The following is a 25374-nucleotide window of genomic DNA, read 5'->3' on the forward strand; positions in this document are numbered from 1 at the left end:
TTGTCTCCGGGTCAAGGCGAGCCAGGCTCCTTCGGATCGGCAGGTTGTACGTCGCTTACCCCGCGTAACCTTCGGTGCGGATATCGAGACGTGCCAGCAGGGCGCGGTCGCGCTCGGCTTGCGGGTTGCCGGTCGTCAGCAGCTTCTCGCCATAGAAAATGGAATTGGCGCCGGCCATGAAGCACAGCGCCTGCAACGCTTCGTCCATGGCCTCGCGGCCGGCGGACAGGCGCACCATCGCGCGCGGCATCGTGATGCGTGCCACGGCGATCGTGCGTACGAACTCGAACGGGTCCAGGGCTTCGGTGCCCGCCAGCGGCGTGCCCTCCACCTGCACCAGGTTGTTGATGGGCACCGACTCGGGGTACGGGTCCATGTTGGCCAGCTGCGCGATCAGGCCGGCCCGCGCCTCGCGCGCTTCGCCCATGCCCACGATGCCGCCGCAGCAGACGTTGATGCCCGCATCGCGCACATGGCCGATGGTGTCCAGGCGGTCCTGGTACGTGCGCGTGGTGATGATCTTGCCGTAGAACTCGGGCGACGTATCGAGGTTGTGGTTGTAGTAGTCCAGGCCCGCGTCCTTCAGGCGCTGCGCCTGTTCGGCCTTGAGCATGCCCAGCGTCACGCAGGTTTCCAGGCCCATTGCCTTCACCTCGCGCACCATGTCGATCACGGGCTCCAGATGGCGGTCCTTCGGGCTGCGCCAGGCGGCGCCCATGCAGAACCGCGTGGCGCCGTTGGCCTTGGCTGCCTTGGCAGCATCGAGCACGGCCTCCAGGTCCATCAGCTTCTCGGCCGTCACGCCGGCGTCATGGTGCGCGCTCTGCGGGCAGTAGCCGCAATCTTCCTCGCAGCCGCCGGTCTTGATCGACAGCAGCGTGGACAGCTGGACCGTGTTGGCGTCGAAGTTCTCGCGATGCACCTGCTGCGCACGGAACAGCAGGTCGTTGAACGGCAGCGCAAACAGCGCGGCCACGTCGTCCACGCGCCAGGCGTCGCCCTCCCGGGGCGCGGCGGCGGCGATGTTGCGGGCCGACTGGCGCAGTGCTTCGGCGGAGATGGTGGCGACGGTTTGGGTTTCAGCGATTTGGGTCATGTTCTGGGAATACGTATTCGGTTTCACGATGCGCGGGTCAGGCGTGACGCGGCGCGGCGAGGCTGGACGGTGCAACCGGCGGCATGCTGGCCAGCAGCGGCGCAAGGTCCAGGTGTTGGGCGGCGACGGCCGGCGCCACTTGCCAGGGCAGCTCGCCCAGCATCGGTGCGTCCAGCGCGTCCTGCAGCGTGACGATGTTCTCGGTGAGCAGCAGCATGTCGGGGTCGATGCGGTTGGCGATCCAGCCGGCCAGCTTCAGGCCACGTGCGCGCACCGCCTCGGCGGTCAGCATGGCGTGGCTGAGGCAGCCCAGCCGCACCCCCACCACCAGGATCACGGGCAGGTCCAGCATCACGGCCAGGTCGGCGGTATTCCACCGCACCGCGCCCACGTCCAGCGGCACGACAAAGCCGCCCACGCCCTCCACCACCACCGCATCGGCCTTGGTGCACAGCGAATCGAACGCGGCGCGGATCGGCCCGCGCGTGATGCGCTCGCCTTCCAGCGCGGCGGCCAGGTGCGGCGATGCCGGCGTGCGGAAGAAGAACGGGCACATCTCTTCCTGCGGCACGATCACCGAGCCCGCCGCGCGCAGCTGATCGACATCGTCGTTCTGCCAGCGGTCGTCGAGCCACTCGCCGCCGGCCGCCACGGGCTTCATGCCCACCGTGCTGTAGCCGGCCCCGTACAGGGCGTGCAGCAGCGTGGCGGTGGCGTGGGTCTTGCCCACGCCGGTATCGGTGCCCGTGACGAAGCAGGCAAAGCGTTCAGGCTTGTTGGCGATCATGCGGCCTCCTTGTGCCGGCGCGGCATGGCGCGCGCGATGGCGTCGAGCAGGCGCGTCACGTCGGCGGCCGTATGCGAGGCCGACAGCGTGATGCGCAGCCGTGCCGTGCCGGCCGGCACCGTAGGCGGCCGGATCGCGCCCACGCGGATGCCATCGGCTTCCAGCGCCGCCGACAGCGCCAAGGATGCGGCGTTGTCGCCGACGATCAGCGGCTGGATCGCGGTATCGCTGTCGCCCAGCGTCCAGCCGGCCTGCGCGGCCACCGTCGCCAGCCCCTGGCGCAATTGCGCGATCAGTCCGGCCAGGTGCGCCCGGCGGCTGCGCCCTTCGTCGCCGGCGATGATTTCCAGGCTGGTCAGCAGCGCGTGCGCCACGGCCGGCGGCGCGGCCGTCGTATAGATGTACGGACGCGCCGTGTTGACCAGATGTTCGATGACGGTCTCGTGCGCCGCCACGAAGGCACCGCCCACCCCGGCGGCCTTGCCCAGCGTGCCGATATAGATCAGCCGTTCCGAGCGCAGGCCAAGATGCTCCAGCACGCCGTGGCCGTTGTCGCCCAGCACGCCGAAGCCGTGCGCATCGTCGACGATGATCCAGGCGTCGTGGCGCTCGGCCAGTGCCAGCAGCGCGGCCAGCGGCGCGAGGTCGCCGTCCATGCTGAACACGCTGTCGGTGACGATCAGCTTCAGCTTGCTCTGGCTTGCCTGCAGCAGCGCATCGAGTGCCTGGGTGTCGCCGTGCGGATATCGCTGCACGTCGGCACGGGCCAGCCGCGCGCCATCGATCAGCGACGCATGGTTGAGCGACTCGCAGAACAGCGTGGCCTCGGCCGTGCCCAGCGACGTCAGCACCGCCAGGTTGGCCATGTAGCCGGTGCAGAAGTACAGCGCCTGCGCCTGCGGGATATAGGGCGCCAGCCAGCGCGCGAGCACGTGTTCCAGCGCGGCGTGCGCCAGCGAGTGGCCGCTGACCAGGTGCGAGGCGCCGCTGCCGGCGCCGTAGCGGTGCGCGCCTTCGGCCAGCGCGTGGGCGATGGACGCGTGATTGGCCAGACCCAGGTAGTCGTTGCTGCAGAAGGTCAGCAGCGGCGTGGGCGTGGCGCCGACGGCCCCGACCGACTGGTGCGGGGCGCAGGCCGTATGCGCGATGCGGCGGCGGCGCGTCAGCGACTGCGCTTCGCGCTCGGCGGCGGCGCGTTTCAGGTGCTCAAGCAGCATGGCGGGCCTCCTCGGCGGGTGCCAGCACTGCCTGCAGCGTGTCCAGCAGTTGCGTGCCGAGCCAGTTGGCCAGCGCGGCGTCGAACACGTAGGGCGGCATCACGTACAGCGTATTGCCGATGGGCCGCGCCAGCACGCCGCGTTCGCGCGCAGCCAGGTGGAAGCGCGCGGCAAAGTCGGTGCCGGCCGCCTCCGGTTCGATATCGGCGGCCCAGATCATGCCGCGCTGCCGCACATGGGACACGCGGGGATCGGCGGCAATGCCGGCCATCGCGTCAGCCAGCCATTGCGCGCGCTCGCGGTTGCGGGCCAGCACGTCGTCGTCATCGAACAGGTCCAGCGTGGCCAGCGCGGCGCGGCAGGCCAGCGGATTGCCCGTGTACGAGTGCGAATGCAGGAAGCTGCGCGCGATGTCGTCGGCCACGAAGGCCCGCTGGATTTCCGGGCGCGACAGCACCAGCGACAGCGGCAGGTAGCCGCCCGTAATGCCCTTGGACAGGCACAGGAAGTCGGGCCAGGCATGCGCCGGAACCGGATCGCCGTCGCGGGCCTGCTCCCAGGCGAAGAACGTGCCGGTGCGGCCGCAACCTACAGCGATCTCGTCGGCGATCAGGTGCACGCGGTAGCGGTCGCACAGCGCGCGGGCGCCTTCCAGGTACGACGGGTCGTACATCGCCATGCCGGCGGCGCCCTGCACCAGCGGCTCGACGATCAGCGCGGCAATCTGGCCGGCACGCTCGCGCAGCAGGGTTTCCAGTTCGGCCAGTGCGCGCCGGGCCACGTCGGCGGCCGATTCGCCACGACCGGCCTGCCGCGCATCGGGCGACATCACCACATGGGCGCGGCGCGTGAGCGGGTCGTAGGCGTCGCGGAAGATCTCCACGTCGGTCACGGCCAGCGCGCCCACGGTTTCGCCGTGGTAGCCATGGCGCAGGCACACGAATTCGCGCTTGGCCGACAGGCCCGTGTTGCGCCAGTAGTGGAAGCTCATCTTGAGCGCGATTTCCACTGCGGAGGCGCCATCGGACGCATAGAACGCGTTGCCCAGCACGCCGCCGGTCAATGCTTCGAGCCGTTCGGCCAGTTCCACGGCCGGCGCGTGGGTGCAGCCGGCCAGCATCACGTGTTCGAGCGTGTTCAGCTGCGCGACCAGCGCGGCGTTGATGGCCGGGTTGGCGTGGCCGAACAGGTTGACCCACCACGAGCTGATGGCGTCGAAATAGCGGCGGCCATTGGCATCGATCAGCCACGGCCCTTCGCCACGGGCGATGGCCAGCGGCGGCTCGTTGGCGGCCGCATCGGGGCGCAGGCGCGTGCACGGATGCCAGACAGCCCGCTGGCTGCGTGCCGCGAGCGTCATGTCATCGGCTGCTACGCCGGCGGGATTGGGGACAGGATGTGTCAAGGGGACCCTCCTTTGATTGCCAGGTCCGCCCATGCCGGCGCCGGTCACGGCAAGGCCGGGACGCGCTGGGGCTGCGGGCGGATTGGGGAGGCTCATGTTAGGAAGGTCCGTCTTGTCTTGGCAAACCAGGCGCTGTCAGCGCGTTGGCGTCAGGTTGAGCGAAATAGCGCGATGTTGCTGGCTGCCGTGCCGCGCATGGCACCTGGAATCCTGCTTCTCGCGGGTAACGTCTGGTAAATGGGGGTTAAAAAATGTGACGATGAAACGCTGCTGGCGTTCTCCCCTCTCCCGCACAGCGGGAGAGGGGCGGGGGAGAGGGCATTGCGGTTCAAATTGCCACCGTCGAATCTTGCGCGGCTCACCCTCTCCCCCAACCCCTCTCCCACAAGTGGGAGAGGGGAGCAGATCCGCCATCCCCCTACTGCGGCTTCCACGATGGGGCGCGCTTTTCCAGGAACGACCGTACGCCTTCGCGCCCTTCTTCCGACGCGCGGATGGCGGCGATGCGGTTGGCGGTGTCGGCCAGCAGGTCGCTGTCGATCTCGCGCCCCGCCACTTCCTGCACCAGTCGTTTGCTTTCGCGCACGGCGTTGGGGCTGTTGCCGGCAAGCGTGGCGGCAATCTCGGCCACTTTTTCGTCCAGGTCCTGCGGCGGCACCACCGCGTGCAGGAAGCCCAGGCGCAGCGCCTCGGCGGCATCGAACCGCTCGGCCGTGATGAAGTAGCGGCGCGCGGCCTGCTCGCCCATCGCGCGGATCACATACGGGCTGATCGTGGCCGGCAGCAGGCCCAGCTTCGCCTCGGACAGGCAGAAGTTGGCCGTGGCCGACGCCACCGCGATGTCGCAGGCGGCCACCAGGCCCATGCCGCCGGCGTAGGTGTCACCCTGCACGCGCGCGATCACCGGCTTGGGGCAGACCCAGACCGTGTGGAGCATCTGCGCCAGCGTCAGCGCATCGGCACGGTTCTCGTCGTCCGAGTAGCCGGCCATCTTCTTCATCCAGTTCAGATCGGCGCCGGCGCAGAAGGCCGGGCCGTTGCCGGTCAGCACGATTGCGCGCACCTCGGGGGTGTCGCCCAGCGCCCGGAAGGCGCCGGTCAGTTCGGCGATGACCGTCTCGTTGAACGCATTGCGGACATCGGGCCGGTTCAGCGTGACCGTGGCGATATGGCGCTCGGCGGTCACTGAAAGCGTCGTGAATTGCATGTCTCCTCCGGGTTCTTCGATTGTCAGGATGTCTGGCCGGCGGTCTTCGATCTGGCGGGCTGGGTCCGTTCGGGTATTTCGTCGAACGGCAAACCCAGCTGCCGGAAGAACGCGTCCACCTCGGGCAGCCACACCGCCACGCCCGCGCGGTTGCTGAACAGGCGGTGCGAATCGCCGTCGAACTCGCCCACATCGACGAAGCGCGCATCCTTTGCCGCCCCGCTCGCGTTGGCCTTGTAGCTGTTGAACATGCGCTCGGGCAGCGGCCACGGCCAGTAGCTGTCGTTGTCGCCGTAGATCCACAGCGACGGATAGCGCGCCCCGCGCCCGTAATCCCCGAACGCGTCGATCAGGTTGTTCTCCCAGCCCACGCAGTTGTCGTTGCGCAGGCCGCCCGCGAAATTGACCACACCCACCACGCCGGGGTAGCCGATGGCCGACAGCGCCATGGTCGACAGCCCGCCATGCGACTGGCCGATAACGACGATGCGCGTGGCATCAACATAGGGCTGCTGCACCAGGTAGTCCAGCGCGGCCACCACATCCTCGGCCTGCATCATGCCGTTGCGGCGCACGTCGCAACTGCCGCCCACGTACTGGCCGCCCGACTTGGAAAACCCCTGCCGCATCGGCAGCGCCACCACATAGCCGCGCCGCACGAACTCGGCGGTCTGCGCCGCAAAGCGCGCACGGCCCTGGAACACGGGCTTGCCCGGCGCCTTGCCGTGGTTGATCACCACCATCGGAAACGGACCCTCGCCGGCCGGGCGGAAGATCGTGGTTTCCAGGTCGACGGTGGCGTCCATTCCCACCTTCGGCACCATCACCACCTGCTCGACCGACTGCGCCGGCATCGCCACCTGCGCGATGGCCGGGCCGCACCCGACGGTGAAGGCCAGCGCGACCAGCGCAACCACTGCGCGGCAGGTGGTGGGGACAACTCGGGACATGACAACAACCAACCTTCCAGAAAAAAACCGATCAGCCAATAAAAAACTACATGCGGAACACGCCGAACTTCATGTCGCCGATCGGCGCATTGAGGCTGGCGGAAAGACCAAGGCCCAGCACGGTGCGCGTCTGCGCCGGGTCGATGACGCCATCGTCCCAGAGCCGCGCGCTGGCGTAGTACGGATGCCCCTGGCGCTCGTACTGGTCGCGGATCGGCGCCTTGAACGCTTCTTCGTCGTCGGCGCTCCACTGGCCGCCCTTCGCTTCGATACCGTCGCGGCGCACCGTGGCCAGCACGCTGGCCGCCTGCTCGCCGCCCATCACCGAGATGCGCGCGTTCGGCCACATCCACAGGAAGCGTGGCGAATAGGCGCGGCCGCACATGCCGTAGTTGCCGGCGCCGAACGAGCCGCCGATGATGACCGTGAACTTGGGCACCTGGGCGGTGGCCACGGCCGTCACCATCTTGGCGCCGTTGCGGGCGATGCCTTCGTTCTCGTACTTGCGGCCTACCATGAAGCCGGTGATGTTCTGCAGGAACACCAGCGGGATCTTGCGCTGGCAGCACAGTTCGATGAAGTGCGCGCCCTTGAGCGCCGACTCCGAGAACAGGATGCCGTTGTTGGCGATGATGCCCACCGGGTAGCCCCAGATCCGTGCGAAGCCGCAGACCAGCGTGGTGCCGTAGCGCGCCTTGAATTCGTCGAATTCCGATGCGTCGACGATGCGCGCGATGACCTCGCGCACGTCGTACGGCTTGCGCGTGTCGGTGGGGATCACGCCATAGAGTTCTTCCACCGGGTACAGCGGCTCCTGGGGTTCGTGCAGGCGGATCTGGTCCGGCTTGCGGCGATTCAGGTGCTGCACGATATTGCGGGCCAGGCTCAGCGCATGGTGGTCATTCTGCGCAAAGTAGTCGGCCACGCCGGACAGCCGCGTATGCACGTCGGCGCCGCCCAGGTCTTCGGCGCTGACTTCCTCTCCCGTTGCGGCCTTCACCAGCGGCGGGCCGCCCAGGAAGATCGTGCCCTGGTTCTTGACGATGATCGACTCGTCGCTCATCGCCGGCACGTAGGCGCCGCCGGCCGTGCACGAGCCCATCACCACGGCGATCTGCGGGATGCCCTTGGCCGACAGGTTCGCCTGGTTGTAAAAGATGCGGCCGAAGTGGTCGCGGTCGGGGAACACGTCGTCCTGGTTCGGCAGGTTCGCGCCGCCGGAGTCCACCAGGTAGATGCACGGCAGGTTGTTCTGCTCGGCGATCTCCTGCGCCCGCACGTGCTTCTTGACCGTCATCGGGTAGTAGGTGCCGCCCTTGACCGTGGCGTCGTTGCAGACGATCACGCACTCCTGCCCGGCCACGCGGCCGATGCCGGTGATGACGCCCGCGCCCGGGGCGGCATTGTCGTACATGTCGTACGCGGCCAGTTGCGACAGCTCCAGGAACGGCGTGCCCGGATCGAGCAGTTGCTGCACGCGGTCGCGCGGCAGCAGCTTGCCACGCCCCAGGTGCTTGGCGCGGGCATCCTCGCCGCCGCCTTCGGCCAGCCTGGCGATCTTCTGCCTGAGGTCGGCCACCAGCGCCTGCATGGCCTCGGCATTGGCCTTGAACGATTCCGAGCGTGCGTTCAGTTTGGTTTCCAGCGTGGGCATGTCTCTTCCTGTGTTCTCTTGCTTGTCGTGCCAGTTCAGCCGGTAACGTGCGCCGCGCGGGCGCCGCACGTCATTCCTTTCCTTCCTGTTCCTTCAGGTCGCCATCCACGTAGAGCCAGCGGGCCGGGGTGCCGGGCTCGCGCGGCTCGAAGACGAAGCGGCTCAGCTCTTCCAGCCGGTACGCGCGCCCGCCCACCTTGTAGCGCGCCACGAAGGCCACCGTGGCATGCGTGTCGTCCTGCTGCGCGTGGGACTTCACCGTCAGCCCAAGCCAGCGCGTGCCGGCATCGGCGGACAGGTCCTGCGGACATGTCGACACATGCCAGGTCTGGCGCAGCCAGCTTTCGTCGCCCAGCACATAGGCGCTGTAGCGCGAGCGCATCAGCGCCTCGGCCGTGGGCGGCACCGCCTCGCCGCGATGAAAGCGGCCACAGCATGTGGCGTAGGCGCCGTTGCCGCAGGGGCAAGGCTCCACGCCGGCACCGGACTGGCGTTTCCTTGTCATGCGATCAGCTCCGGCAGGTCGCGCATGTCGGTGAAGATGGTCTTTACGCCCGCCGCCCGGAGTTCGTCGGCGTCGGTGCGCGCGGCATAGCCGAACACGGTCATGCCCGCGGCCACGCCGGCGGTGGCGCCGGTGGGGCTGTCTTCCACCACGGCGCAGCGCGACGGTTCCACGCCCATCGTGCGTGCGGCCAGCAGGTAGACGTCCGGCGCGGGCTTGCTGTGCTCCACTTCGGTGGCCGAGAAGATGTGCTCGCGCTGGTCGTGCGGATCGACGAACAGCCCCAGCAGGTCGGTATGCGTCAGCTGGAGCTTGACCTTGATGCGGTCCGCGCCCGATGCCACGCACACCGGCAGGCCGCTTGCCTTGATCGCCTCGATCGTCTGGCGGATATGCGGCACCGCTTCCAGTTCCTCGATCAGCGCGGCATCGCGCCGGACGAACCATTCGGACAGGAAGTTGCGCGGCAGCGGCTTGCCGAGCCGCGCCTCGATATTGCCAAGCTCGTCGCGCACCGCGCGGCCGAGGAACCACTTCATCGATTCCTCCAGCGTGATCTCGATGCCAAGTTCGTTGAGCACGCGGTTCAGCACGCGATGGACGATCGGCTCGCTGTCGACGAGCACGCCGTCACAGTCGAAGATCACGCAATCGAAGCGTGCGACCTGGTTTGCTGCGGTCATGCGGGTTTCTTTTCCTTGTTGAGTTCGTTGCCGCCGACGGCGCGCAGTTCGGTCTGCCGCCGGCTTTTCAGGTGGGCCTCGATCTGGTCGAAACGGTCGAAGCCCCAGAACGGTTCGCCGTCGATGATCACGAACGGCGAGCCAAACACGCCCTTGGCCATCGCCACGTCGATCTCGGCCTTGAGCTGGTCCTTGATCGGGTAGCTCGTGGCGCCTTCGTTCATCGCCACCGGATCGACGCCCAGCGCCTCGGCCAGCTTTGCCAGTTCGGCCGGCTCCGCGATGTTCAGGTCGTCGACGAACAGCGCGCGGTACACCGCCTTGGCAAAGGCGGCCGCCAGGTCGGCGCCGTGGTGGTTCTGCAGCCACAGCATGGCGCGGGCGGCGTGCTGCGTCGGTAGCGGGAAGTGCGTCGGGCGCTTGTACTCGATGCCGTGGAACTGCGCGGTGCGCTCGAAATCGCGCCAGCAGTACTCGCCCTTGAGCGGAATCGACGGCAGCGGCGACGAGCCGGTGGTCTTGAACACCACGCCCAGCAGCACCGGATGCCACATCACGCCCCGGCCATACTTCTGGGCCAGTTCGTCGATGCGGGTGCTGGCGAAGTAGCCGTAGGGCGAGGAAAAGTCGAAGTAGAAATCGATCGGTGCGGTCATCGCGGGTGGCTCCGGTTCAGGGGGCGACGGTTTGGGGGAACGGCTGGTCTGTCATCCAAGCGCGCGGGCGATCAGAATCTTCTGGATGTCGCTGGTGCCTTCGTAGATCTGGCACACCCGCACATCCCGATAGATCCGTTCGACCGGGAAATCGTTCACATAGCCGTAGCCGCCGAACACCTGGATGGCATCCGAGCAGACGCGCTCGGCCATTTCACTGGCGAACAGCTTGGCCATGGCGGCCTCCTTCAGGCACGGCCGGCCGGCGTCCTTGAGCGATGCCGCGTGCCACACCATCTGCCGTGCCACGTCGATCCGGGTGGCCATGTCGGCCAGGCGGAACTGCACGGCCTGGTGCTGGAACAGCGGCTGGCCGAAGCTCTCGCGCTCCTTGGCATAGGCCAGTGCCGCGTCGAACGCGGCGCGCGCCATGCCGATGCTCTGCGACGCGATGCCGATACGGCCGCCTTCCAGCCCCGACAGCGCCATCTTGTAGCCGGCGCCTTCCTCGCCCAGCAGGCAGTCGGCCGGAATGCGGCAGTCCTCGAACACGATCTGCGCCGTATCGGACGAATGCTGTCCGAGCTTGTCTTCCAGACGGGCGACGATGTAGCCCGGCGTGCTGGTCGGCACCAGGAAGGCGCTGATGCCGCGCTTGCCGGCCGCCTTGTCGGTCACGGCCATCACGATCGCCACGTCGGCATGCTTGCCGCTGGTGATGAACTGCTTCACGCCGTTCAGCACGTAGTGATCGCCATCGCGCGTGGCCGTGGTGCGCAGCGCCGAGGCATCGGAGCCCACATGCGGCTCGGTCAGGCAGAACGCGCCCAGCATCTCGCCACGGGCCAGCGGCACCAGCCAACGCTGCTTCTGCGCGTCGTTGGCGAAGGCCATCAGCATGCTGCAGACCGGGCAGTTGTTGACGCTGATGACGGTGGACGTGCCGCCGTCGCCGGCCGCGATCTCTTCCAGGATCAGCGCCAGCGACAGGTAGTCGAGCCCCGCGCCGCCCAGTTCCTCGGGCACCGCCACGCCGTAGGCGCCCAGGCGGGCCAGTTCCTTGTGCACGTCCTTGGGGAAGGTCTTGTCGCGGTCCCACTGGGCCGCCTGCGGCGCGATGACTTCCTGCGCGAACTGCCGCACGGCGTCGCGGATCATTTCCTGCTCGGGGGTCAGCAGCATGAGCGTCGGTCCTTACCAGGGGATGGTCGTGCCATCGTAGTTGTGGAAGCTGCCGTTGTCGTTGTGCGTCAGGCCAGCCAGCGTGCGGCGCATGCCAGCCACGCTCTGCTGCGGGGTCAGGTCGGCGTTCGGGCCGCCCATGTCGGTCTGCACCCAGCCCGGATGCAGCGCCACGCAGATCGCGTGGCGGGCGTCCAGCGACACGCCCTTGAGCACCGCGTTGGCCGCCGCCTTGCTGACGCGGTACATCCACGCGCCATTGCTGTCCATGCCGCCGATACTGCCCATCTTCGACGACAGGACGGCCAGCACGCCGCCCCGGCCGTGGTTGCCGGTCTCGACGAACGGCAGCAGCAGCGGCAGCGCCATCATCGGTCCCAGCACGTTGGTGTGCATCACGGCATCGAACTCCGGCTGCGCGATGGGCTGCGCGCCCTCGGTGCGCGGGCCGATCACGCCGGCGTTGTAGATCGCCACGTCGAAGGACTCGCCATCGAGCTTCCAGCCCAGCCCCGCCACCGCACCGGCGTCGGTCAGGTCAAGCTGGTGGGCTTCGGCGCCCAGCGCCTTGAGCGCCGCCACGCCGTCGGCACTGCGCGCGGCAGCCACCACGCGCCAGCCATCGGCACGGTACTGCCGGACGAATTCAAGGCCGAGACCCCGGGAAGCACCAAGGATGAGCGCGGCAGGCATGGCGAGACTCCTTCTCGTTGTCGTTTGCTGTGGCGTGTGTCGATCAGACGATTTCGATGCCGACGGCCGTGGCCTCGCCCCCGCCGATGCACAGGCTGGCCACGCCGCGCTTGCCGCCGGTCTTGCGCAGCGCGCCGATCAGCGTGGTCATGATGCGCGCGCCCGAGGCGCCGATCGGATGGCCCAATGCGCAGGCCCCGCCATGGATATTGACCTTGTCATGCGGAATCTTGAGGTCGTGCATGGCAGCCATCGGTACGACGGCGAACGCTTCGTTGATCTCGAACAAGTCCACGCTGTCGGTGGTCCAGTCCAGCTTGCGGTACAGCTTGGCGATGGCCTCCACCGGCGCGGTCGTGAACCAGCCCGGCGCCTGTGCGTGCGAGGTATGGCCCAGCATGCGCGCGACCGGCACCAGGCCCTGCTGCTTCGCGGTGGATTCGCGCATCATCACCAGCGCGGCGGCGCCATCGTTGATCGACGAAGACGAGGCGGCGGTGATCGTGCCGTCCCTGGCAAAGGCCGGCTTCAGCGACGGAATCTTGTCCACCTTGATGCGGCGCGGGCCTTCGTCGGTATCGATGACCGTGTCGCCGCCCTTGCCCGACACCGTGACCGGGGTGATCTCCCAGCGGAAATCGCCGCCCTCGGTGGCACGCTGGGCGCGGCGCACCGATTCCATCGCGAAGGCATCCTGCTGCTCGCGCGTGAACTGGTACTTGGCGGCACAGTCCTCGCCGAAGGTACCCATGGCGCGGCCCTTGTCGTAGGCGTCTTCGAGCCCGTCCAGCATCATGTGGTCGTAGATCATGCCGTGGCCGATGCGATAGCCGCCCCGGCCCTTCGGAATCAGGTACGGCGCGTTGGTCATGCTTTCCATGCCGCCGGCCACGGCGATGTCGAACGAGCCGGCCAGCAGGCCGTCGTAGACCGACATGGCCGCGCGCATGCCCGAGCCGCACATCTTGTTGACCGTGGTACAGGCGACGTCCAGCGGCAGACCCGCGCCCAGCGCGGCCTGGCGGGCCGGCGCCTGCCCCTGCCCGGCCGGCAGCACGCAGCCGAACACCACTTCCTGCACCTGCTCCGGCTTGATACCGGCCCGCTCCACCGCCGCGCGGATGGCGGCCGCGCCAAGCTGCGGCGCGGTCAGACTGCTCAGTTCGCTCTGGAACGCACCCATCGGGGTGCGCGCCGCGGAAACGATGACGATCGGGTCGTTCGGGTGTTGCATGTCTGTGTCTCCTCGAAGCAGGTAGGCTTCAGTCGTAGTAATTCAGCGAATCGATGCTTGTGGCGGATCGCCGTATTGCTGCAGGGCCGCGGCAATCTGCGTCTGCAGTTCCTCGTTGCTGCTGGCGGCCATGCCCAGGTCGCGCAGCAGGCCGTCGGACACGCCGTAGATCCAGCCGTGCACCGTCACCTGCTGGCCCCGGTCCCAGGCGTCCTGCAGCACGGTGGTCTGGCAGATGTTGTTGACCTGCTCGATCACGTTGAGCTCGCACAGGCGCGTGTGGGCATCGTCCTCGCGCAGCACGGTGCCCAGGTAGGCCGAATGCTTGTCGGCCACGTCCTGCACGTGGCGCAGCCAGTTGTCGCACAGGCCTACGCGCTCGCGCTTGAGCGCCACCTTCACGCCGCCGCAGCCATAGTGGCCCACCACGGTGATGTGGCGCACCTTCAGCACTTCCACGGCGAACTGGATCACCGACAGCGCATTCAGGTCGCTGTGCGAGATCACATTGGCGATATTGCGATGTACGAACACCTCGCCCGGTGCCAGGCCCAGGATCTGGTTGGCGGGCACGCGTGAATCGGAGCAGCCGATCCACAGGTATTCGGGCGCCTGCTGGTTGGCCAGGCGCGTGAAGAATGTGGGGTCTTCCGCGTTGACGCGATCAACCCACTCGCGATTGTTGCGGAACAATTGGGCGATGGCATCACTCATGCTGCCCTCCTTGCGTCGTCGGTTGTTGCTGCGCCGTAGCGATGGATGAAGCGTTCTTGTTGTGGATAGGCAAAGAAGTCATGTACATGGCCGGCCAGCAGCCGGTCCTTGTGTTGCTGCCACATGGCAGCGTCAAAGAAGTCGGAATGGTGCCGCAGGAACGCGGCCCGCACGCGCGGGTCCCCCAGCAGGAACGTGCGATAGGTCTCCGGGAAGATGTCGTGCGGATGTACGGTGTACCACACCTCGCCGGACATTTCCTCTTCCTCGTTGCGCGGCTCGGGCACGCGGCGGATATTGCAGTCGGTCAGGTACTCGATTTCGTCGTAGTCGTAGAACACCACGCGGCCGTGCCGGGTGACGCCGAAGTTCTTGTAGAGCATGTCGCCCGGGAAGATGTTCGCGGCGATCAACTCCTTGATGGCGTCGCCATACTCGCGGATGCCGTGGTCCACCTGGGCGTTGGTGCCTTCCTGCAGCCAGATGTTCAGCGGGGTCATGCGCCGTTCGATATACAGGTGGCGCACCACGATTTCGTCGCTGCCGTCGGTGCTGCGCTGGTATTCGAGCATCGACGGCACGTGCCGGGTCAGCTCGCGCAGCAGCGCATCGTCAAAGCGCGACAGCGGGAACGCCACGTTCGAGTATTCGAGCGTATCCGCCATGCGGCCCACGCGGTCGTGCTGCTTCACGAGCTGGTACTTCGATTTCACGAGCGCGCGCGTGGTTTCCTTGGGCGGCGGAAATGCATCACGAATCACCTTGAACACATAGGGGAACGACGGCAGCGTGAACACCAGCATCACCAGCCCCTGGATGCCGGGCGCCACGACGAACTTGTCCGACGAATGCTGCAGATGGTGCAGGAAGTCGCGGTAGAACAGGTTCTTGCCTTGCTTCTGCAGGCCCAGCGACGTGTAGATCTCGGCGCGCGACTTGCGCGGCAGCAGGTCGGCCAGGAAGGTCACGTAGGCCGACGGGATTTCCATGTCGACCAGGAAATAGGCATGCGCGAACGAGAACAGCACCAGCAGCTGTTCCGGGCGCAGCAGCACGGTGTCGAGGACCAGCTTGCCGGACGGCCCGTGGATCACCGGAATCGCCATCGGATAGGTCTGGTCGCCATTCAGCACCCGGCCGATGATGAACGCAGTCTTGTTGCGGAAGAACAGCGACGACAGCGTATGCACCTGGAAATTCGGCGCCACGCGGAATTCGCCGGCATGCTCGTCGAGCGCGCGCAGGACATAGCCGACGTCGCGCTTCAGGTCCTCGAACGGCGTATCGAGCTGGAAATTGTGGACGATCCGCTCGAAGCAGGCGGCCATGCCCTCGCGGCTGCCCGGGTAGTAGGCCCGGTAGGTCGGCCGGGTGGGCGATTCCTCGTTTTCGATGTACTCGGTGGAGACGGCCGGACGCACGAAGATGAAGTCGTTGTTGAAGTACGACCGGTGCAGGATGCGCGTGCAGACCGAGTTGAAGAACGTCTCGGCCAGTTCGGGCTGGTGGTGGTTGGTCAGCAGGCCGATGTAGTGCAGCTTGACCTGCTGCCAGATGTCGTCGTCGAGTTGCTCGGCGTCGTATTCATCCTGCAGCGTCACCACGGCCTCGTGCACCCGGTCGTTGTAGAACGCGATGCGGTCGCGCTGCAGCGCCTGCAGGCCGTGCCAGTCGCGGGCCTCGAAACGCGCCTTGGCCGTGACGCCGGCCTCGCGGTACAGCCGGTAGTGCTTGTCGAATCCGTCAAGCAGGGTCCGCGCCACATCGTAGGCAATCTGCGAGGCGAGCAGCTTGGGGAAGTGGGACATGACGCGAAGGTTCCGGACGGGCGCGAGAGACGGCTGGCAGTCGAAATTGTAACGGCGTTCGGGTGCGTCCCCCGGGGGGGCATCCACGAACGCCTTATGAAGCACTTTCTGCGTTCTACCGCGGTTTACATCGTCTCCGCGAACAGTTCGCGCCCAATCAGCATGCGGCGGATTTCCGATGTACCCGCGCCGATCTCGTACAGCTTGGCATCGCGCCACAGGCGGCCCACCGGATATTCGTTGATATAGCCGTTGCCGCCCAGGATCTGCACCGATTCGCCGGCCATCCAGGTCGCCTTCTCGGCCGTGTACAGGATGACGGCCGCGCAGTCCTTGCGCACCTGGCGCACGTGGTCGGTGCCCAGGGCGTCCAGGTTCTTGCCCACCGTGTACAGGTAGCTGCGGGCGGCCTGCAGCGTCGTGTACATGTCGGCCACCTTGCCCTGGATTAGCTGGAATTCGCCGATGCTCTGGCCGAACTGCTTGCGGTCGTGGATATACGGCGTGACCACGTCCATGCAGGCCTGCATGATGCCGACGGGCCCGCCCGACAGCACCGCGCGCTCGTAGTCCAGCCCGCTCATCAGCACCTTGGCGCCGCCGTTTTCAGCCCCGAGGATGTTCTCCACCGGCACCTCCACGTCCTGGAACACCAGTTCGCCGGTGTGCGACCCGCGCATGCCGAGCTTGTCGAGCTTCTGCGCCACCGAGAACCCCTTCATGCCCTTTTCGACGATGAAGGCGGTCATGCCGCGCGCGCCCAGGTCGGGCTCCGTCTTGGCGTAGACCACCAGCACGTCGCAGTCCGGGCCGTTGGTGATCCACATCTTGGTGCCGTTCAGCACGAAGCGGTCGCCCTTGAAGTCGGCGCGCAGCTTCATGCTGACCACGTCGGACCCGGCGTTCGGCTCGCTCATGGCCAGCGCGCCAATCCATTCGCCCGACACCAGCCTGGGCAGGTACTTTGCCTTCTGCGCGGCCGTGCCATTGCGGTGGATCTGGTTCACGCACAGGTTCGAGTGGGCGCCGTACGACAGGCCCACCGATGCCGACGCGCGGCTGATTTCCTCCATCGCGATCATATGGGCCAGGTAGCCCATGTTGGCGCCGCCGTACTCCTCGGCCACGGTGATGCCCAGCACGCCCAGGTCGCCCATCTTCTTCCAGGCGTCCATGGGAAACTGGTCGGTCCGGTCGATCTCGCCAGCGCGCGGCGCCAGTTCGGCCTGGGCCCAGCTACGCACCGATTCGCGCAGCATTTCGATGTCTTCGCCAAGGTCGAATTTGAGGCCGGGAAGTTCGGTCATGGTGTGGTCTCCTGGTTCTGTCGCTGGGTCTGTCTCTGTCGCCGGTTCTGTCGCCAGTACGGTCGCGGTCGGCGCAGGGTTCGGTATCGGGCTGTCGGGAGCTATTTTATTGACGTTTACGTAAACGTCAATTGGCGTTGCCACGAAGTGTCGGCTTCGCGGCGGGATCAGGCCGTGTGGGTGTGGCCCGTGTCATGGTGTGCCGCCAGTAGCGCCTTGCACTGGCGTTCGTGCTGGTCGATCTCGGCCAGCTGGGCCTGGAGGTCGTCGAGCTGCCGCTCCAGCGTGCCGCGATGCTGGGCCAGCAGGTGCAGGAAGCGTTCAAGCTGCGGGGCGGTGTCACGCGGCGACTCGTAGAGGTCCAGAATTTCGCGGATTTCATTGAGAGTAAGCCCTAGCCTCTTGCCGCGCAGCGTGAGCTTCAGGCGCGTGCGTTCGCGGCCGTTGTAGACGCGTTTGCGGCCGCTGGGGCCTTCCCGGTCCGGCGACAGCAGGCCCTGGTCCTCGTAGAAGCGGATCGCGCGCGGCGTCACTTCGAATTCGCGCGCAAGATCGGTAATCGTGTAGGTGGCGGAAGATGGCTGAGCCGACATATGGCGTCCTGCAAAAATGAACGGTCGTTCGCGGATTCGTTGCATCATCAACTTTTTCGTCTAAGATGACGTGCATGGCTTGCGAATTGACGTTAACGTTAGCGTCAACTGTCGCGCATGACAATCCGAACAAGAGCGTGCCCGCCGAGCACGCCGCTATCGACGAGACAAACCCCATGAACGCAATCGAACATCAGCTCCAATATCCGTTTGGCGACACCATGCCCGAACCCGGCACGCGCCAGGAAGTCGCGCCGGGCGTGTACTGGCTGCGCATGCCGCTGCCCTTCGCGCTGGATCACATCAACCTGTGGCTGCTGCGGGACCGCATCGACGGCCGCGACGGCTGGACCATCGTCGATTGCGGTATCACCAACGACACCATCCAGGCGCACTGGGAAACCATCTTCGCCAATGAGCTGGAAGGCCTGCCGGTGCTGCGGGTGCTGGTTACGCACTGCCACCCTGACCACGTCGGCCTGGCGCACTGGATCTGCAAGCGGTGGGATGTGCGGCTGTGGATGAGCCTGGGCGACTACATGTCGGCCCGCGTGATGGCAGGCGGCTCGGGTGTCGGTTCCAATGCCGGCGGCGACTTCGCGGCCAGCCACTTCGCGCGCCACGGACTGACCGACCCCGACAATCTCGAAAAGCTGCGTGGCCGCAAGAGCTACTACCCGTCGCTGGTGCCGGACCTGCCGACCCAGTACCGCCGCCTGATGGATGGCGACACCGTCCAGATCGGCGCCGATCCGGCCAGCGCATCGTGGCGCGTGATCACCGGCTACGGCCACGCCCCCGAACATGTGGCGCTGTACAACGCGGCCACCCACGTGCTGATCTCGGGCGATATGGTGCTGCCTCGTATTTCGACGAATGTCAGCGTGTTCGACATGGAGCCCGAGGCCAATCCGCTGCAGCTCTATGTCGATTCACTGGGCAAGTACCTTGACCTGCCCGAAGACGTGCTGATCCTGCCGTCGCACGGCCGGCCGTTCCGCAATCTCCACACGCGGATCCAGCAACTGCGCGAACACCATGTCGACCGCCTGGCCGAGACCCTGGCCGCCTGCGCCGAGAAACCGTGCAACGCGCACGACATCGTCGGCGTGATCTTCCGCCGCCAGTTCGACATCCACCAGCTGACATTCGCGATGGGCGAGGCGCTGGCGCACCTGCACGCGCTGTGGCATCGCGGCGAACTGGTGCGGCAGGTGGGCGACGACGGCGTCGTCCGCTTTACGAAGGCCTAGAACCCTTCCGCCAGCGTCTTCAGGTAGCGCGCGCCGGCCACGGCGCGGCTGCCGTACCACGACAGCATCTCGCCATCCACCAACAGCACCGGCTTGCCGATCTGCCGCTCCAGCGCATCGGCGTGGTCCTCGGTGAAGCGGTACGGCTCGGTGGACAGCAGCACGGCGTCCAGGTCGCGCACCAGCGCATCGCTCCAGCGGAAGGTCGGATACCGGTCGCCAGCCGCGTTGGGCCGGCTGCAATCGCCATCGACACACACCTGCGGCGTGGCGTCCGGCCAGGTGGCCCAGTTCACCAGCGCCAGCATCTGGCTGATATAGGTATCGCGCGACACCGTCATCCACGGGTCCTGCCAGATGGCATAGAGCACCCGCCGCGCGGGCCATGACCGGCTGCGCAATGCATCGAGCCCGGCCCGCAGGTCGGCCGCCAGCCGGTCCGCCTCGGCCTGCCGCCCGAAGATGCCGCCCAGCAGCGCGTAAAGCGCGAAGTTGTCCGCCGGCCGGCACGGATGGGTGACGATCACGTGCGGCACGAAGCTTCGGATATCGTCCACGGTCTCGCGCCGGTTCTCGTCGATATTGACGATCACATGCGTCGGCGCCAGCGCGCGCAGGCGGTCGAGCTTGACGTCCTTGGTGCCGCCCACCTTCGCCACCGCGCGGACTGCCGGTTCCGGATGGACGCAGAACCCGGTGCGCGCCACGATCTGGTCAGCCAGCCCCAGGTCGAACAGCAATTCGGTGATGGACGGCACCAGCGACGCGATGCGCACGGCGCCTTCGGCCGGGCCGTGAGACTGGCCAACCGCATCGGTCCACATCATGCGCGCCTGGACTGCCGCGGCTTGCGCGGCGCGCGCCGAAACAGCGCGTCGTAGAGCCAGCGCGGCATCACGTGCAGCAGCGACGCCACCACGCCCATCTGCCACGGAATCACCGCAAATCGCGTACCGGCGCCGATCTTGCGCAGGGCCTTGCGCGCAAACACGTCGGCGTCCATCAGGAACGGCATCTTGTACGGGTTATGCGCGGTCATCGGCGTACGGATGTAGCCCGGCGCAATCGTTACCACGCGAATCCGCTCGCGCGACTGTTCCAGCCGCAAGCTTTCCAGCAGCTTGATCACGGCCGATTTCGATGCGCTGTACGCGCCGCCCCCCGGCAGGCCGCGCACACCCGCCACGCTGGCAATGCCGACCAGCGTGCCGCGCCAGCCGTCCGGCCCGACCGGCTGCCCGCGCATCGGCGCCAGAAATGGCTGAAATGTGGTCAGCGTGCCAAACCAGTTGGTATCCATCACCGTGCGGAAGACTTCCAGGTCTTCGCGCTCGCTGGCGACGGTGCCCACCGAGACACCGGCGTTGGCGACGACCACGTCGGGGCATCCGACATTGGCCAGGAAGTCGGACGCCGCCGCGTTCATGGCGTCGGCGTCGCGGACATCGACGGCGTAGATGCGCACGGCGGCGGGATCGGGCAGGCTGGCGGCAAAGGCGCGAAGCGCGTCCTCACGTCGGCCCACCAGGCCAAGCGTCGCGCCCTGTTCGGCATAGGCTCGCGCCAGGGCCTGGCCAATGCCGCTGGACGCGCCGGTCAGGAAGATTTTCTGGGGGTTCATGGGTGGGAATATAGCGCGGGTGGCCGTCGAGAGGCCGGCGCGTCAAGGTGCCGGAAGCGCCAGAAGCAAAACAGCCCGGTGCATCGGCTGCACCGGGCTGTTGGTGTCGATCCGGCCGGGACGGCGGTCGATCAGAGCTTCTTGTCGCGCACGCCGGTGACCAGGAAGTCCATCGCCTGGACGGCCGCGGACTTGGTGCCGGCGATCGACGGCGAGGTCTCGTACTTGCCCTGCACCACCACGGTCGGCACGCCATCGATCTTGTAGGCGTCGGCGATCTTGTTGGCGCGCTGCGCGTTGGTGGTCACAGAGAACGAGTTGTAAGTGTCCAGCCACTGCTTGCGGTCGATGCCGTTGGCGGCCATGAAATCGGCGATTTCATCGGCGGTCAGCAGGCGCTTGCGCTGCTTGTGGATGGCGTCGAACACCTTGGTGTGCATGGCATCGACCTTGCCCAGCGATTCCAGCGCATAGAAAATCTTCGTATGCGGCAACAGGTCGTCGCGGAAGGCCACCGGCACGCGCTTGAACACCACGTCCTTGCCCTGCTTCTTGACCCAGGCTTCCAGCTCGGGCTCGAAATCGTAGCAGTGCGGGCAGCCGTACCAGAAGAACTCGGTCACCTCGATCTTGCCAGCCGGCACCGGCTGCGGGGCTTTCAGAACCGTGTAGTCCTTGCCTTCGGTCGGCGCGGCCATGGCGGCGGGCGCGGACATCAGCAGGCCACCTACGGCGGCAGCGGTGGCGATCAGTGCGGCGATTTTCTTCATGTCAGAAGGGCCTTACGGGTTGAACGTGCTCGACGAGCGATGGGATAGCGTCTAAGACCGGAGCGGCGGCACATGGTTCGCGCCAGCCCGCCCCGGACAGAATATTTCGCCGGATTACTGCTTCGTGAAACGGATCACCGAAGCGTCGAAGCCGGCCGACTGCAGGCGGTCGCGCGCACGGTTCATGTCTTCGATCCGGTTGAACGGCCCCAGGCGGACGCGGTACATCTTGACGCCGTTGACGTCGCGGTCGGTCACCTTGGCCTCGAAGCCCTGCATGGCCAGGTTGGCCTTCTGGCGGTCGGCGTCGTCCTGGGAGCGGAACGCGCCCACCTGCAGCAGGTAGCCCACCTTGTTGGCATCGGCCTGGGCAATCTCGGCGATGGGGTCGGCCACCGGCTTTTCGGCCGGACGCGCGGCGGGCTTTTCCGCCGGCTTCTCGGCCGGCTTGCTGGCCACCGCGCCATTGCTGGCCGGCGCCTCGGCCGGACGGCTGGGGGCCACGGGCGCCTGTGCGGCCGGCTGTTCGGGCTGGCCCACCGGCTTGGCGGGCGTCTTGCTCCACAGCGGCTTGTTCGGATCGGCCGGCTCGGCGCCCGGCTGGGCCTGTTGCGCCTGCTGGGTCGGGTTGGGCAGCGTGCTGGCCACGTTGCCGGGCTCGGTCGGACGCGGCGCCGGGCCGCTGTTGCCGTTGCCCTTGAACGGCGCGGGCGACTTGGTGATGTACAGCGCGATGACCACGGCAATGGCCAGGCCGACGATCAGCCCGAGCACCAGGCCCAGGAACGTGCCGCCACGCTGCGTCTGGCGATGGCGGACGGCGCGCGGGGCGCGCTTTGCATTGTGTTGCATGGAGTCCTCTTCGGTGTTGCCGGGGATTATAGAGCCAGTCCGATGACGCGCAGTTCAGGCCGCGGGCGTTTCCTGCTCGGGGGCACGGTCCATCCGTTGCGGCGCCGATACGCCGATGACGGCCAGGCCGTTCTTGAGCACCTGCCGGGTGGCGGCCAGCAGCGCCAGGCGGGCGCGCTTGACCGTTTCATCGTCCACCAGCACGCGGTCGGCGTTGTAGAACGCGTGGAAGTCGCCCGCCAGGTCGCGCAGGTAGAACGCCACGGCGTGCGGCGCCAGTTCGCTGGCGGCGGCGGCCAGCATGTCCGGGAACTCGGCCAGGCGGCGGCCCAGCGCGATAGCCTGCGGGCTCACGTCGGCGGCGGTCACGGCCGCCAGGTCCACGCTGGCCAGTTCCGGCAGGCGCGCCTGCCAGTCGGCGCCGCCCCAGGCCTCGAAGATCGAGCAGATGCGCGCGTGGGCGTACTGCACGTAGTACACCGGGTTCTCGTCGTTCTGCTTCAGCGCCAGGTCCACGTCGAACACGAATTCGGTGTCGGCCTTGCGCGACAGCAGGAAGAAGCGCACGGCGTCGCGCCCGCGCGTGAAGTGTGCCGGCCAGTCGGCCACGCCGGCTTCCAGGCAGCCGCGGATGGTCTCGTCACCGCCGTTGCTCCACTCGATCAGGTCGCGCACGGTCACGTACGAGCCGGCGCGCTTGGAGATCTTCACCTCCTCGCCGTTCTTCATCACGGTGACCATCTTGTGCAGCACGTAGTCGGGGTAGCCCTGCGGGATGCCGATATCCAGGCCCTGCAGGCCGGCGCGCACGCGGGCGATGGTGCCGTGGTGGTCGCTGCCCTGCACGTTGATGACCTTGGCGAAGCCGCGCTCCCACTTGGTGGTGTGGTAGGCCACGTCCGGCACGAAGTACGTATAGGTGCCGTCGCTCTTCTTCATGACGCGGTCCTTGTCGTCGCCGTCGTCGGTCGTGCGCAGCCACAGCGCGCCTTCGCTCTCGTACGTCTTGCCGCGGCCGATCAGCGACTGCACGGCGGCTTCCACGCGGCCGTCGCTATACAGCGACGATTCCAGGTAGTAGCGGTCGAACTTCACGCCGAACGCCTGCAGGTCGATGTCCTGCTCGTTGCGCAGGTAGGTCACGGCAAACTTGCGGATCGACTCCAGATCCTCGACGTTGCCCGACGCCGTCACCGGCTCGCCGTCCGATGCCGAGACCGTCTTGCCGGCCAGGAAGTCGGCGGCGATGTCGGCGATGTAGTCGCCGTTGTAGGCCGATTCGGGCCAGCCGGCGTCGCCCGGCTTCAGGCCGCGCGCCCGTGCCTGGACCGACACCGCCAGGGTGTGGATCTGCACGCCGGCGTCGTTGTAATAGAACTCGCGATGGACCTTCCACCCCTGCCAGGCCAGCAGGTTGGCCAGCGCGTCGCCCAGCGCGGCCTGGCGGCCGTGGCCGACGTGCAGCGGGCCGGTCGGGTTGGCCGACACGAACTCCACCAGCACCTGGCCATGCTCGCCAGCCGGACGGGCCCCGTAGCGGTCACCGTCGCTCAGCACCGCGCGCAGCACCTCGGCGCGGGCCGCCGGGCTCAGGCGCAGGTTGATGAAGCCGGGACCGGCGATCTCAAGCCCCGCCACCAGCGCCGATGCGCGCGGATCTGCGGCAACCGCGTCCACCACCTTCTGCGCCAGTTCGCGCGGGTTGGTCTTCAGCGCCTTGGCCACCTGCATGGCGATGTTGCACGCCAGATCGCCGTGAGCCGCCTGCTTGGGGCGCTCGAACGTGACCGCGGGCAGGGCGGCGTCGGCCGGGGCGAGCGCGCGTACGGCATCGGTGAATGCGGCGGCGAGTTGGGAGGTCTGAACAGGCAGCATGGATGTCTGGGCCTTCGAAAGCGGAAATGCCGCCGGGGCTCGGGCGGGCCAAAAAGTGAAGGCCCCGCCCCGCGCGCCGGCAGTGGAAATCGGGAAACGCGGAATTTTATCAGGTGCTATGCTGACATCATGCGACGACCTCTGCGCCCCGCGCCACCCATGTCGCCACTCGTGAAAGGAAACATCATGCTGATCACCTTCAAATCCCACGCGGCGCAAGACCTGATCATGATGAAGGATCTTGCCATCACGCTGCTTGGCATCATTGGCAAGCATCTGGGCGAACGTGGGGTGATCACGACCGAGGAACTGCCGGCGGCGATCCGCAAGCTGGAAGCCGCCGTCCAGGACGCCAGGAAGGTCCACCCGGCCGACACCACGATACACCCTGGCCCGGAAGACGACCGGGAAGAAGAGCCCCTGCACCTGGGGCAGCGCGCCTACCCGTTCCTGGACATGCTGCGCCTGTCGCAGAAGGAAGGCTCCGACGTGATGTGGGGCGTCTGAGCCCGCATCGCCTGCCTCCGGGCTGATCGTTACCCCACCGGCGCGCCATGCGCGACGCCGGTGCGCGCCTCCGAACGGCGACCCGTCCGCGCCGCCCGCCCCGATTCGCCGCCCCGCAGAAAGCAAACTGAAAGGTTGTCGCCATCGATGCGTGGCGCGCAAAAAAAGAACCCGGACACCGCTTGGTGCCCGGGCGTCCCGGATCAGGGATATATCCGGAAAGGGGGTTGCTGCAGGGGTAAGGGGGAGAGACCCTTGAACGTCTTGTTCTACCTGCGTATCCCTGGGGCGCCGGCGACCTGGGCCGCCAGCCGCCGGTGATCTATTCGCCGTTGCGCCGGCCGGCCAGCAGCAGGCCGATACAGGCGCCGACCAGCGCGGCCACGCCGACCGCCTTCAGTGGCGAATCCACCACGCGCTGCCGGCCGTGGTCGACGGCCACATCCACCTGATCGCGTGCCCAGTGCATGCCGTCGAGGCTGCGATCGCGAACGCGACCGCTCAGCTCCTGCGCGCGGGCCCGCAGGCGACGGCCAGCGGCCATGCCTTCGGCGGAGCCTTCGTGCGCCAGCACGTCGATCGTTTGCTGCAGTTGCGCGATCAGCGCCTTGACCTCGCCCGACACCGGCCCAACCGCATCGCGGGTATCACGCGCGGCACTCCGGATCTGACGCACAGCCGAATCGGCGCTGTCCTGCAAATGATTGATTTCCTTGCGGATCTTTGGATTCTGCGTGAGCATGGGTCCTCCTATGTCCAGTCCCTGGCGGAGTTGCCCGCCGGTCCCCCGGTCAGGCAACGCGTG

At 67.2% G+C, this 25374-nt stretch carries 25 protein-coding genes; 2 read left to right on the top strand and 23 right to left on the bottom strand.

What is annotated here, in order from left to right; genetic code table 11:
• Positions 1-55: 55 nt before the first annotated feature.
• From bioB to AC3FJ6_RS08795, 17 genes are all read right to left on the bottom strand, one after another.
• Positions 56-1096, bottom strand: a complete 1041-nt coding sequence (gene bioB, locus AC3FJ6_RS08715; RefSeq protein ID WP_153946131.1) for a biotin synthase BioB — start codon at positions 1094-1096, stop codon at positions 56-58.
• A 37-nt stretch (positions 1097-1133) separates the two neighbouring features.
• The gene (bioD, locus tag AC3FJ6_RS08720) at positions 1134-1883 is read right to left on the bottom strand and encodes a dethiobiotin synthase (RefSeq protein ID WP_488771529.1); all 750 of its coding nucleotides are present in this window, start codon (positions 1881-1883) and stop codon (positions 1134-1136) included.
• A complete protein-coding gene (bioF, locus tag AC3FJ6_RS08725; RefSeq protein WP_488771530.1) occupies positions 1880-3100 on the bottom strand; it encodes an 8-amino-7-oxononanoate synthase in 1221 nt (406 codons plus the stop codon). Before bioF ends, bioD begins: the two co-directional genes overlap by 4 nt.
• The gene (gene bioA, locus AC3FJ6_RS08730; RefSeq protein WP_488771850.1) at positions 3090-4460 is read right to left on the bottom strand and encodes an adenosylmethionine--8-amino-7-oxononanoate transaminase; all 1371 of its coding nucleotides are present in this window, start codon (positions 4458-4460) and stop codon (positions 3090-3092) included. Before bioA ends, bioF begins: the two co-directional genes overlap by 11 nt.
• Positions 4461-4923: 463 nt before the next feature.
• Positions 4924-5712: an enoyl-CoA hydratase/isomerase family protein gene (locus tag AC3FJ6_RS08735; RefSeq protein ID WP_153946135.1), complete on the bottom strand. Its 789-nt coding sequence runs from the start codon at positions 5710-5712 to the stop codon at positions 4924-4926.
• A 23-nt stretch (positions 5713-5735) separates the two neighbouring features.
• The gene (locus tag AC3FJ6_RS08740) at positions 5736-6662 is read right to left on the bottom strand and encodes a dienelactone hydrolase family protein (RefSeq protein ID WP_488771531.1); all 927 of its coding nucleotides are present in this window, start codon (positions 6660-6662) and stop codon (positions 5736-5738) included.
• A gap of 46 nt (positions 6663-6708) precedes the next feature.
• Positions 6709-8316: a carboxyl transferase domain-containing protein gene (locus AC3FJ6_RS08745; RefSeq protein ID WP_400392452.1), complete on the bottom strand. Its 1608-nt coding sequence runs from the start codon at positions 8314-8316 to the stop codon at positions 6709-6711.
• Between the two features lie 70 nt (positions 8317-8386).
• Complete coding sequence (locus AC3FJ6_RS08750; RefSeq protein ID WP_488771532.1) at positions 8387-8821, bottom strand: YchJ family metal-binding protein; 435 nt, start codon at positions 8819-8821, stop codon at positions 8387-8389.
• Entirely contained in the window at positions 8818-9504 is a 687-nt protein-coding gene (locus AC3FJ6_RS08755) for an HAD family hydrolase (RefSeq protein WP_488771533.1), read from the bottom strand. The genes AC3FJ6_RS08750 and AC3FJ6_RS08755 overlap by 4 nt, the downstream gene beginning before the upstream one ends.
• Entirely contained in the window at positions 9501-10160 is a 660-nt protein-coding gene (locus AC3FJ6_RS08760) for a 2-hydroxychromene-2-carboxylate isomerase (protein WP_400392444.1), read from the bottom strand. The genes AC3FJ6_RS08755 and AC3FJ6_RS08760 overlap by 4 nt, the downstream gene beginning before the upstream one ends.
• A gap of 51 nt (positions 10161-10211) precedes the next feature.
• Entirely contained in the window at positions 10212-11342 is a 1131-nt protein-coding gene (locus AC3FJ6_RS08765; RefSeq protein ID WP_488771534.1) for an acyl-CoA dehydrogenase family protein, read from the bottom strand.
• Positions 11343-11354: 12 nt separating this feature from the next.
• On the bottom strand, positions 11355-12035 hold the full coding sequence (locus tag AC3FJ6_RS08770; protein WP_400392438.1) for an SDR family oxidoreductase: 681 nt from the start codon (positions 12033-12035) through the stop codon (positions 11355-11357).
• A gap of 43 nt (positions 12036-12078) precedes the next feature.
• A complete protein-coding gene (locus AC3FJ6_RS08775; protein WP_488771535.1) occupies positions 12079-13269 on the bottom strand; it encodes an acetyl-CoA C-acetyltransferase in 1191 nt (396 codons plus the stop codon).
• A 42-nt stretch (positions 13270-13311) separates the two neighbouring features.
• Positions 13312-13983 carry a carbonate dehydratase gene (gene can / locus AC3FJ6_RS08780; RefSeq protein ID WP_092600310.1) on the bottom strand — a complete coding sequence of 224 codons (672 nt, stop codon included), beginning with the start codon at positions 13981-13983 and terminating at the stop codon, positions 13312-13314.
• On the bottom strand, positions 13980-15791 hold the full coding sequence (gene aceK, locus AC3FJ6_RS08785) for a bifunctional isocitrate dehydrogenase kinase/phosphatase (protein ID WP_488771536.1): 1812 nt from the start codon (positions 15789-15791) through the stop codon (positions 13980-13982). The genes can and aceK overlap by 4 nt, the downstream gene beginning before the upstream one ends.
• 125 nt (positions 15792-15916) lie before the next feature.
• Positions 15917-17098: an isovaleryl-CoA dehydrogenase gene (locus AC3FJ6_RS08790; RefSeq protein ID WP_153946144.1), complete on the bottom strand. Its 1182-nt coding sequence runs from the start codon at positions 17096-17098 to the stop codon at positions 15917-15919.
• 167 nt (positions 17099-17265) lie between these two features.
• A complete protein-coding gene (locus tag AC3FJ6_RS08795) occupies positions 17266-17691 on the bottom strand; it encodes a MerR family transcriptional regulator (RefSeq protein WP_400392429.1) in 426 nt (141 codons plus the stop codon).
• Positions 17692-17867: 176 nt separating this feature from the next.
• On the opposite strand from AC3FJ6_RS08795, the gene AC3FJ6_RS08800 reads away from it, so the two are divergent.
• Positions 17868-18944 carry an MBL fold metallo-hydrolase gene (locus AC3FJ6_RS08800; protein ID WP_488771537.1) on the top strand — a complete coding sequence of 359 codons (1077 nt, stop codon included), beginning with the start codon at positions 17868-17870 and terminating at the stop codon, positions 18942-18944.
• Here the strand turns inward: AC3FJ6_RS08800 and AC3FJ6_RS08805 are convergent.
• From AC3FJ6_RS08805 to argS, 5 genes are all read right to left on the bottom strand, one after another.
• Positions 18941-19768, bottom strand: coding sequence for a helical backbone metal receptor (locus tag AC3FJ6_RS08805; RefSeq protein ID WP_488771851.1), 828 nt, complete (start codon positions 19766-19768; stop codon positions 18941-18943). The genes AC3FJ6_RS08800 and AC3FJ6_RS08805 overlap by 4 nt on opposite strands.
• Entirely contained in the window at positions 19768-20565 is a 798-nt protein-coding gene (locus tag AC3FJ6_RS08810; protein WP_488771538.1) for an SDR family oxidoreductase, read from the bottom strand. Before AC3FJ6_RS08810 ends, AC3FJ6_RS08805 begins: the two co-directional genes overlap by 1 nt.
• Positions 20566-20696: 131 nt before the next feature.
• Positions 20697-21335 (bottom strand): thiol:disulfide interchange protein DsbA/DsbL, encoded by a 639-nt coding sequence (locus tag AC3FJ6_RS08815; protein ID WP_488771539.1) that lies wholly within the window; start codon positions 21333-21335, stop codon positions 20697-20699.
• 114 nt (positions 21336-21449) lie between these two features.
• Positions 21450-22187: an SPOR domain-containing protein gene (locus AC3FJ6_RS08820; protein ID WP_488771540.1), complete on the bottom strand. Its 738-nt coding sequence runs from the start codon at positions 22185-22187 to the stop codon at positions 21450-21452.
• Between the two features lie 54 nt (positions 22188-22241).
• On the bottom strand, positions 22242-24062 hold the full coding sequence (gene argS / locus AC3FJ6_RS08825; protein ID WP_488771541.1) for an arginine--tRNA ligase: 1821 nt from the start codon (positions 24060-24062) through the stop codon (positions 22242-22244).
• A 186-nt stretch (positions 24063-24248) separates the two neighbouring features.
• Here argS and AC3FJ6_RS08830 point away from each other — a divergent pair, with 186 nt between their 5' ends.
• On the top strand, positions 24249-24569 hold the full coding sequence (locus AC3FJ6_RS08830) for a DUF1840 domain-containing protein (protein WP_153946150.1): 321 nt from the start codon (positions 24249-24251) through the stop codon (positions 24567-24569).
• A 322-nt stretch (positions 24570-24891) separates the two neighbouring features.
• On the opposite strand, the gene AC3FJ6_RS08835 is transcribed toward AC3FJ6_RS08830, so the two are convergent.
• Positions 24892-25311 carry a hypothetical protein gene (locus AC3FJ6_RS08835; protein WP_488771542.1) on the bottom strand — a complete coding sequence of 140 codons (420 nt, stop codon included), beginning with the start codon at positions 25309-25311 and terminating at the stop codon, positions 24892-24894.
• Positions 25312-25374 lie beyond the last annotated feature (63 nt).

It is taken from the genome of Cupriavidus sp. 94F1, assembly GCF_057798875.1.

Coding starts and splice junctions, on each gene's coding strand:
- AC3FJ6_RS08835 (WP_488771542.1), bottom strand. CDS start 25,311: ATGCTCACGCAGAATCCAAAGATCCGCAAGGAAATCAATCATTTGCAG.
- bioD (WP_488771529.1), bottom strand. CDS start 1,883: ATGATCGCCAACAAGCCTGAACGCTTTGCCTGCTTCGTCACGGGCACC.
- AC3FJ6_RS08760 (WP_400392444.1), bottom strand. CDS start 10,160: ATGACCGCACCGATCGATTTCTACTTCGACTTTTCCTCGCCCTACGGC.
- AC3FJ6_RS08755 (WP_488771533.1), bottom strand. CDS start 9,504: ATGACCGCAGCAAACCAGGTCGCACGCTTCGATTGCGTGATCTTCGAC.
- AC3FJ6_RS08820 (WP_488771540.1), bottom strand. CDS start 22,187: ATGCAACACAATGCAAAGCGCGCCCCGCGCGCCGTCCGCCATCGCCAG.
- AC3FJ6_RS08735 (WP_153946135.1), bottom strand. CDS start 5,712: ATGCAATTCACGACGCTTTCAGTGACCGCCGAGCGCCATATCGCCACG.
- AC3FJ6_RS08830 (WP_153946150.1), top strand. CDS start 24,249: ATGCTGATCACCTTCAAATCCCACGCGGCGCAAGACCTGATCATGATG.
- AC3FJ6_RS08745 (WP_400392452.1), bottom strand. CDS start 8,316: ATGCCCACGCTGGAAACCAAACTGAACGCACGCTCGGAATCGTTCAAG.
- can (WP_092600310.1), bottom strand. CDS start 13,983: ATGAGTGATGCCATCGCCCAATTGTTCCGCAACAATCGCGAGTGGGTT.
- AC3FJ6_RS08795 (WP_400392429.1), bottom strand. CDS start 17,691: ATGTCGGCTCAGCCATCTTCCGCCACCTACACGATTACCGATCTTGCG.
- AC3FJ6_RS08805 (WP_488771851.1), bottom strand. CDS start 19,768: ATGTGGACCGATGCGGTTGGCCAGTCTCACGGCCCGGCCGAAGGCGCC.
- AC3FJ6_RS08740 (WP_488771531.1), bottom strand. CDS start 6,662: ATGTCCCGAGTTGTCCCCACCACCTGCCGCGCAGTGGTTGCGCTGGTC.
- AC3FJ6_RS08810 (WP_488771538.1), bottom strand. CDS start 20,565: ATGAACCCCCAGAAAATCTTCCTGACCGGCGCGTCCAGCGGCATTGGC.
- bioB (WP_153946131.1), bottom strand. CDS start 1,096: ATGACCCAAATCGCTGAAACCCAAACCGTCGCCACCATCTCCGCCGAA.
- AC3FJ6_RS08800 (WP_488771537.1), top strand. CDS start 17,868: ATGAACGCAATCGAACATCAGCTCCAATATCCGTTTGGCGACACCATG.
- AC3FJ6_RS08790 (WP_153946144.1), bottom strand. CDS start 17,098: ATGACCGAACTTCCCGGCCTCAAATTCGACCTTGGCGAAGACATCGAA.
- argS (WP_488771541.1), bottom strand. CDS start 24,062: ATGCTGCCTGTTCAGACCTCCCAACTCGCCGCCGCATTCACCGATGCC.
- AC3FJ6_RS08775 (WP_488771535.1), bottom strand. CDS start 13,269: ATGCAACACCCGAACGACCCGATCGTCATCGTTTCCGCGGCGCGCACC.
- AC3FJ6_RS08770 (WP_400392438.1), bottom strand. CDS start 12,035: ATGCCTGCCGCGCTCATCCTTGGTGCTTCCCGGGGTCTCGGCCTTGAA.
- AC3FJ6_RS08765 (WP_488771534.1), bottom strand. CDS start 11,342: ATGCTGCTGACCCCCGAGCAGGAAATGATCCGCGACGCCGTGCGGCAG.
- aceK (WP_488771536.1), bottom strand. CDS start 15,791: ATGTCCCACTTCCCCAAGCTGCTCGCCTCGCAGATTGCCTACGATGTG.
- AC3FJ6_RS08815 (WP_488771539.1), bottom strand. CDS start 21,335: ATGAAGAAAATCGCCGCACTGATCGCCACCGCTGCCGCCGTAGGTGGC.
- AC3FJ6_RS08750 (WP_488771532.1), bottom strand. CDS start 8,821: ATGACAAGGAAACGCCAGTCCGGTGCCGGCGTGGAGCCTTGCCCCTGC.
- bioF (WP_488771530.1), bottom strand. CDS start 3,100: ATGCTGCTTGAGCACCTGAAACGCGCCGCCGCCGAGCGCGAAGCGCAG.
- bioA (WP_488771850.1), bottom strand. CDS start 4,460: ATGACGCTCGCGGCACGCAGCCAGCGGGCTGTCTGGCATCCGTGCACG.